This window comes from Snodgrassella alvi, from assembly GCF_002777855.1.
Taxonomy (GTDB): domain Bacteria; phylum Pseudomonadota; class Gammaproteobacteria; order Burkholderiales; family Neisseriaceae; genus Snodgrassella; species Snodgrassella alvi_E.
In genome coordinates this window covers 560,622-569,578 of sequence record NZ_MEIK01000034.1, presented here as the reverse complement: position 1 = coordinate 569,578, position 8,957 = coordinate 560,622, and the positions used below count along the sequence as shown (strand labels likewise).

Genomic DNA, 8,957 nt, shown 5'->3' with positions numbered 1-8,957 from the left:
TCCATCGGCGGCCGTTATACCGTGCGCGGATTTGACGGCGAAGTCACCCTCATGGGAGAACGAGGCTGGTACTGGAACAACAACCTCAGCTGGCAATATCTAGGTACCCATCAGGTATATCTAGGGCTAGATGTCGGCCACGTTGCCGGCCCCGCCACCGAAATGCAGCTGGGTAAAACACTAGCTGGTGCCGTTATCGGCTTCAAAGGCCAGATGAAAGCCGGTGGCCAGTGGTATTACGACATCTTTGCTGGCAAACCAATATATAAACCACAGTACTTCCGTACCGCCAATACCACCGTTGGCTTCAGTCTCAACTATTCCATATAACACAATCAAACCACACATATCAGAACGCCGTTAGCCCAGACTGTACGGCCGAATAACAGGAAAAATCATGAATAAAAACAGATACAAAGTCATATTCAACAAAAAAAGAGGGATTCTGGTTGCCGTAGCCGAAAACACCATCCGTGAAGGCAAAAGCACCGCAGACCGTAATCAAAGCGGCGGCACCATCTTCAGCAGCCTACTGGCTAGACTACCCGTATTAACCAGCTCTATCCTACTCGGATTAGGTGTATGCGTACTCATTAATCACTCTGCCATAGCAGCAGACATCCATGCCGACCCGTCAGCCCCCAAAAACCAGCAACCCACCATCCTCCAAACCGCCAACGGCATCCCGCAAATCAACATCCAGACCCCGAGCAAAGGCGGCGTATCCATCAACCAGTACCGGCAATTAGACGTCAACAAACAAGGAGCCATCCTCAACAACAGCCGTAAAAGCACCCAGACCAAACAGGCTGGCTGGATACAAGGCAACCCATGGCTGGCCAAAGGCGAAGCCGGCATCATCGTCAACCAAATCAACAGCAGCAATCCCAGCCGGCTCAACGGCTACATCGAAGTAGCCGGCCGACGAGCCGAAGTCATCATGGCCAACCCTTCTGGCATCAGCGTCAATGGCGGCGGCTTTATCAATGCTGCCGGCGTCACCCTAACCACCGGCAGACCCGTACTCAATAACGGCAGCCTGGACGGCTTTCAGGTACGGGGAGGCGACATCAGCATCAACGGACAGGGGCTGGACACAAGCGGCAGCGATTACACCAACATCCTGTCCAAAGCAGCGCAAATCAATGCCGGCATCTGGGCAAATAAACTCAGCATCAGTACCGGCAGTAATGACATCGATGCCCAAGGGCAGATCACCGCCAACGTAAACAACGATATATCGAACAAACAAAGCATAGCCATAGACAGCAGCAGCCTAGGTGGCATGTATGCCGGCAAAATCGTACTAATCAGCAACGACAAAGGCGTCGGCATCAACAATGCCGGCCAAATCTTTGCCGGAGCCGGAGGCGTCAGCATCAGTGCCGATGGCAAACTGAGCAACAGCGGCAGCATCGTTGCCGCAGATAAAAACAGTAGCGCCGCAGAAGAGGCCACTGCCGCCATACATGCAGACAGCATCCGCAACAGCGGCACCCTGTCCAGCCAAGGCAAAATGCAATTACAAAGCCAGCAGCTAGACAACAGCGGTTTAATCACCAGTGCCGACGAATTAAACATCCGCAACCGGCAGCTGCTGAGCAATCAGGGCGAAATCAACGGCGGACGTCTGGACATCAGCAGTGGCAGCATCCACAACCAGCAGGGCAAAATCATCCAGAGCGGCCAGCAAAGCCTGAAACTGGATCTGGATAAACTGAATAACAGCAGCAACAGCCTGATCGGGTATGCACCATCAGAACCTCCAACCAGCAACAGCAGCGAATCAGCCACAACAGAACAGCCAGCCAAGCCGCAGAAACCGGCAGAGAACCAAGATACCCCCGTACCGACCAGTGCCACAGGTGCAGGCCAGACCGAAGCAGCGGCGAGCACCCCAAAACAATTTGCCAGCGGCCAAATCATCAGCGAACAAGAAATTCTCAACGACAACGGCCAAATAATTGCCAATGGTGGCATCGACCTAAACGCACATAACGGCCTGACCAACCGTGGCACCCTCAACCTAAACAAATTACAAGTAAGCGGCGAACTACTCGACAACCAGCAAGGGAAACTCAACACCGGCGAAGTCCACATCAGCACAGGCCGGCTGGATAACCGCAGTGGTGAAATCAGCAGCAGCGGACCGTTCCAGTACACAGGCAAAGAGCTGGACAACCGCAAAGGCCGGATTCAATCGACGGAACAAATAGCCATAGAGGCAGAGAACACCGACAACAGTGATAGCGGCGTCATAGCGGCACAGAAACAACTGCAGATACACAGTAGTGGGCAAATTGATAATAGCAAAGGCGGGCAGCTATGGAGTGGAGGTGCTGCTGAAATACAAACAGCCAACCTAAATAACAATAGTGGCGCCATCGATAGTGACAGTCTGCAACTGAAAGCGGATAGCGTAAATAATCAGCTGGGGGCTATTCGCAGCGTCAACGCCCAGCAGCTTACCGTAACCAATCAGCTTAATAACCATACCGGCCAGATAGGCAGCAATGGTCAGCTCACCATTCAAGCCAGTAATATCGATAACACAGCGGGTAAAATCAGTGCTGCACAGCAAGCAGAAATTCACAGCAGCGAATTCAATAACCAACAAGGCACAGTAGACGCAGAAAACATAAAAATTAATGCTGACACACTAAATAACAACCATGGAGCCATACGTGCCAATGGAGAAACGCGCACCAGCATCAACCAAAGCCTGAACAACCAGCAGGGACAGATTAGCTCGCAAAAAGACGTTTATATCAGCGGTAGCGCCTTACAAATAGATAACAGCCAGAACGGACAAATCATTGCCGGCCAGAATCTTACCCTACAGGCAAAAAATCTGAATAACCCAGGCACCATGGCTGCCGGCCACGATGCAGAAATCGCATTAACAGATAACTTCAGCGTCGATGCAGACATCACCGCCGGTCACAACCTGACTATCAGCAGCCAAGGGACGATTAGCAACAGCCATACCCTTAGTGGCGGCGACAGCGTGCGTCTGCAAGCTGCCGATATCGACAATCAGGCCAGCGGCACCATTCAGAGCAACAACCAAACTGAATTACAGGCACAAAGCAATATCACCAACCGTGGCCTGATAAACAGCAACGGCACCACACTAGTACAGTCCGGAAACAGCATCAACAACATCGGCACCGGCCGCATCTATGGCAACCATGTCGCCATCGGCAGCCATGATTTATACAATCAGGAAGAAACCAGCGGCACCGAAACCAAAGCAGCAGTGATAGCCGCACGCCAGAGGCTGGACATTGGTGCAACTAATATCGTTAACAAAGAACACGCCCTGCTTTCCAGCGAGGGTGACATCGCCATCGGGGGCAGCCTAAGCCAACAGCATCAGGCTGTGGGTATGGCAGATAATCTGCTCAACAGCAGCGCGCGCATCGAAGCACAAGGAAATGGCAACATCGCCGCACGGCAACTACAGAATCTGAATAATCATTTTGCTGTAGAAGAATATCTCGACAACAGTAAAAAAATCTTCCAGATACAAGAAAAAGGCAATCCAGCAATCTGGGTAGATGGCGTAGATGGAAAATTCAAAAAAGGGAAAAAAGAACTCAGTTTCAAATTCAATGACGGCACCAATAAAAAATGGAAAAAATACTCAGCTAAAGACGTAAAATGGTGGGACTATAAAAGTGATACGTATAAACAGCGTGTTACCGAAAGTCAGCCAGCAGAAATCATCATCGGCGGCGACCTAACCATCAGTGGCGAACACTGGGTCAATAACAACAGCCGTATCATCATCGGTGGCAATCTGACCGGTGGTGACAGCCTCAATCTGGAAAACCAAGAAACCAAAGGCCAGCAGCGGGTTGAAAATCATGGTCAACAAGGTGGATACAAATATAAAAATCCCAAACTGGGCTCCGGTAAAATTAAAAAAACAGGCGAAAAGCCATATAACGAAACCATCATAACCAGCCATGAATTTGACACACCAGTAAGCGTTGTACAGCAACATGCCGGCGTTAGCGCCAATCAAGGCAAAGCCGAACAGGCAAATACAGGCAGTCAGCTGCAACCACAGGATAAAGCGCAGACACAGACAGAAAACCACAACCAAAGCATCCAAAGTCTCAGCCGCTTCAATACCAACTTGCCTAACAGCAGCCTGTACCACATCAATCCCACCAACAGCGGCTATTTAGTTGAAACCGATCCAGCGTTCACCAACATGAAAAAATGGCTCGGCAGCGACTACATGCTCAGCGCATTAGGGCAGAATCCAGACAGAATGCAAAAACGGCTGGGTGATGGCTATTACGAACAAAAACTGATAAACGAACAGATAGCACAGCTTACCGGCTACCGCCGGCTAGAAGGCTACAGTAATGACGAAGAGCAGTACAAAGCACTCATGAATGCCGGCATCAGCTTTGCACAGCAGTTTCACATCACCCCGGGAGTCGCATTAAGTGCCGAGCAAATGGCACAGCTTACCAGCGATATGGTCTGGCTGGTCAACCAGACCGTCACCCTGGCCGATGGCAGCCAGCAGACCGTACTCGTACCCAAAATCTACCTGAAAGTACGTGATAACGACGTGACCACAGCCGGCGCACTAATCAGTGCGCACAACATCAACCTGCAAAACAGTGGCAACATCAACAATCAGGGCAGCATTGCCGGCCAGAACATCCTCAATCTGGGGGCACAGAATATTAACAATAGTGGCATGCTTAGCGGCAGCAAAGTAGCTCTTACCGCCAGTGACAGCATCAATTTCAACGGCGGATCCGCAGTAGGTAAAGACCTACTCAGCCTCAAGGCCGATAAAATCAACCTCAACACCACCACGGCCAGCTATGGCGATGAACGCAACGGTGGTACCGTTATCGACCGCACCGCTGGGCTGTATGTCACCGGAGACAAAGACGCTGTTCTCAGCGTAGCCGGTACCCACGGCATCACTACCCATGGCGCCAGCATCGTCAACAATGCAGATAATGGCACTACACAGCTCAGTAGCAGTGCCGGTAGCATCGACCTCAATACCGTTACTACCCGCCGCGACATGACAGACGGCAGCAGCAGCGACAAAAACCACTGGATAAACCACTATCAAAACGAAAACGGCACCAGCATCAGTGCTGCCGGTGATATACAAATACAGGCTGCAGACCAGCTCAACATCCGGCAGGGCGACATCAACAGCGAAAACGGCAACGTCAGCCTGCACGGCAAAAACGGTGTCAATATCATAGAAGGGCGTCAACAGACCGAGCTAGACCACTCCGTCTACATCAAATCCAGCGGCCTAATGTCCAAAAAAACCAGTCTTGACCAATCGCGGGCCAACTATGATGAAGCTGTAGGCAGCAATATCACCGGCGCCAAAGTCAGCATCAGTAGTGATCAAGACATTAACATCCGTGGCAGCAACATCATCTCCGATAATGGCACGGTGCTGAAAGCCGGCCAGAATGTTAACATCACAGCGGCGTCCAACCAGTATCAAGATCAGGAATACCACAAAGAAACCAAGTCTGGCCTAATGGGCAGTGGTGGCATCGGCTTTAGCATCGGGAAACAGAAAGAAACCGATGACACCACCAGCCGCCGCACCATCCACAGCGGCAGCAGCGTTGGCAGCCTCAACGGAGACACCACCATTGTAGCCGGCAACCACTATACCCAAACCGGCAGCAGCGTCTCCTCCCCGCAAGGTGACGTAAACATCATAGCGAAACAAATAGACATCAACGCAGCCGAAGACCAGTACAGCCGAGACAACATCCATACCTTCGAAAAAAGCGGCCTTACCGTAGCCGTCAACGTACCCATAGTCAATGCCATCCAAACAGCCAGCACCGCCGTAAATCGCATAGGCGAAAGCAAAAACGCGCGCGTCAACGCCATGGCAGCCTTCAATGCCGGCGTAGACTTGTATAAAGCCGGCAATGCCGCCGCCGACCTGGCCAACAATCCACAAAACGCCACCAATGTCAGCATCAGCATCACCGTAGGCCAGCAAAAAAGCCGCAGTGAAACCCATAGCCGCGACAGCGTCGCCGCAGCCAGCCAGATTAATGCCGGTGGTGAAGTCAACCTACTGGCAACCGGAGCCGGACAGGATTCCAACATCAACATCATTGGCTCAGATGTCAATGGCAAACAAGGTACACACTTACAAGCAGACAACGAAATCAACCTGCTGGCGGCTGAACAAAACCACAGCGAGCGCAGCAGCAACAAATCCAGTGGCTGGAATGCCGGTGCCACCATCGGCATTGGTTCAGGTGGTCCAAAGTTAGGTATTACTGCTGGAATTAATGCCGGCAAAGGCCATGGCAATGGCGACGAAACCAGCTACCGCAACAGCCATATTGGAAGCAGCAGCGGCAACACCAGCCTCACCAGCGGCGGTGCCACCAACATCAAAGGCGCACAGGTAGCAGGTAAAGGCGTACAGATTGATGCAGCCGAACTAAATATCGAAAGCTTACAGGACACAGCCAAATACAACAGCAAACAGCAGAATATCAGCGGGCAGGTTACCGTAGGCTATGGCGCATCCGCCTCTGCCAGCTTTAGTAAAAGCAAAATTAAAGCCGATTATGCTGCTGTAACAGAACAAAGCGGCATCATTGCCGGTGACAATGGCTACCAGCTCAACATCAAAGGCAATACCGACCTCAAAGGTGCCATCATCACCTCTACCGAAGCAGCCGAAGCGGCAGGCAAAAACCAAGTAATTACCGGCAGCCTGACGAGCAGCGATATTCATAATCATAGTGATTACAGTGGCAGTAGTATTGGTATCGGTGCCAGTGGCAGCATTAGTGGATCAACACTGGGACAAAAACAGCCTACTGGTAATGACAAGATTAATCTGGCTAATCAGGGTGAAACGGGTGCCAGCAAGTCCCTTGGCTTCGGACACGATAGTGGCCATAGCAGCAGTACCACCCACAGCGGCATCAATACTGGCAACATCATCATTACCGATGCTGCTGCCCAGCAGCAGAAAACCGGCAAAAGCGTAGCCGAAACCATAGCCGGAATTCATACCGCTACCAGCAGCGACAACTATGCGGATAAAGCCGGCTACCTGAGCAACAACTTTGACAAAGACAAAGTTCAGAAAGAGCTGGATACACAGCGTGAAGTCACACAGGAGTTTGACCAAAATCGGCAGGATTTGAAAAAAGAGCTACTGCAAAAGGCGCGCAAAAAATATGAAGAAGCGCAACTAGAGCGGCTGCAACACGATGGCTTACGAACCGAAAAGAGCATCCAGTTAGAACAGGAAGGGCGTAAAATAGAACAGAACGTTGCCTATCTAGATACCGCGCTTGGTCTGATATGGGCAGGTAACATCGGTATCGGAGCATTAGAAACCGTTGCCCAGCATGCTGATTACACCAAAAATGCTGCTCGCCACATCACAGCCGGACAAGTATATAAAGTTACCTGCAACGGTGAAGCAGCTAAGTACGAGTGTAAAGATATTAATAATGCTAAGGATGCCATGGCAGCCGGAGACGAAAGCAAAATAACTAAAGAAAAAAATCAAGGGGCACCGTTTGAGGGCACGGCCACTGAGATTTATGATTACCGCCAGATAATGGATGGCAAATCAGTAATAATGATTTCAAATCCAGGAATCTACAACAACGAAGATGCCGCATTCAGAAATGCCGTCAAACAGAATCCTGATGCAGCAGCCAGTGGCAATTTGTATGTAGTGGTCAACAACCCTACCGCAGAAGCTATTCCGGCATTAAGTGAAGTGGGTAGCTATGCTTTGTGGGATAAACTCAACGAATGGTTTGGCGGCAGACTGCCCAAGACCAATGCCGAAAAAACCAACGCAGAATTGAAAGAATTGGCCAAAGAAACCGGTACACCAATTATGTTTAACAACCACAGCCGCGGTTCACTGACAGACAAAGTCAGCACGGCTTATCTGCAAAATGTAAAAGGAATAACCGGTATACCGATTGAACAAACTAAATATCTAGGGCCGGCAGCCAATATCGTAGGCGAATTTGACATGCTGAACAAAAATGGCTACGTTGATGAAAATGGTATTAATAGCACATTATTTCTGGGCAATAACAATACTGACTTTGTTGGCAGACTGGTAGGATTGAATCCAGTTGCCGCAGGGGATTGTACTGGTAATCCTTTAGGCTCCTGCTACAGTCATAGTAGTTATAATGGTGCTTATTATCTAAAACCAAATCTGGAAGATGCAAATGGTAAAGAATATATTGATAAAAAAACGGGTAAACCAATTGCAAATCCAGAGTTTGACAAAATTAAAAACACTGTAGCCGAACCTGAACAGGATAAAAACGAACAATATATCAATCCGACGCTTGCTCAAGCAGTAGTAATAGGCAACGATGGGAATATCAATCTGGTAGACCGGCAAGGTAATATGACTACCTATGATAAAAAAACCTTAAAACCGATTAAAACCACGCAGATACCAATTCATGAAATTAATGGCAAACGCTACTTTAACTATGGAGGTAAGAAATACTATGCAGACCCGTTTAAGTAAAATAAGGTTAGTGATTCTGACAGTCCTTAGTCTGTTATTAGAAGGGTGTAGTATATCGGACTGGTATAACGGTTATTATGCTGAAGAGGCTGCGATTATCAAAGGCCAAAAAGATAGGAATGCTTTTTATGATGCTGAGTCTCCGCAAATAAAAGATCTGAGAAAAAAAAATCAAGAATATTGTTTAGAGCTGGCACATAAGCCGGAAAATCGGCTTCAAGAAAAAGGTTATCCAAATGGTGTATCTAATCAACCTCTGTTCCAAAGGTGTATGAAAGATCGTGGGACACCAACGTATGAAGCCTACATGTCAATGCAGGCAAAGAAACGTCGTGCTGAGCGCAGGGCGCAAGGTGAAATAGTTCCTGAAAACCAATAAGACATGTAATTACTAAGT

At 49.4% G+C, this 8,957-nt stretch carries 3 protein-coding genes; all 3 read left to right on the top strand.

The window, feature by feature from the left end:
- Nucleotides 1–330, top strand: a 330-nt coding sequence (locus BHC43_RS10775; protein ID WP_180297458.1) for a ShlB/FhaC/HecB family hemolysin secretion/activation protein, incomplete at its 5' end; no start/stop codon positions are given.
- Between the two features lie 67 nt (nucleotides 331–397).
- Nucleotides 398–8,560 carry a hemagglutinin repeat-containing protein gene (locus tag BHC43_RS08365; RefSeq protein ID WP_100157073.1) on the top strand — a complete coding sequence of 2,721 codons (8,163 nt, stop codon included), beginning with the start codon at nucleotides 398–400 and terminating at the stop codon, nucleotides 8,558–8,560.
- Nucleotides 8,541–8,939 carry a hypothetical protein gene (locus tag BHC43_RS08360; RefSeq protein ID WP_100157072.1) on the top strand — a complete coding sequence of 133 codons (399 nt, stop codon included), beginning with the start codon at nucleotides 8,541–8,543 and terminating at the stop codon, nucleotides 8,937–8,939. The genes BHC43_RS08365 and BHC43_RS08360 overlap by 20 nt, the downstream gene beginning before the upstream one ends.
- Nucleotides 8,940–8,957 lie beyond the last annotated feature (18 nt).

What these genes read in the sequence shown, in the direction of transcription:
- BHC43_RS08365 (WP_100157073.1), top strand. Translation starts at nt 398, where the DNA reads ATGAATAAAAACAGATACAAAGTCATATTCAACAAAAAAAGAGGGATT.
- BHC43_RS08360 (WP_100157072.1), top strand. Translation starts at nt 8,541, where the DNA reads ATGCAGACCCGTTTAAGTAAAATAAGGTTAGTGATTCTGACAGTCCTT.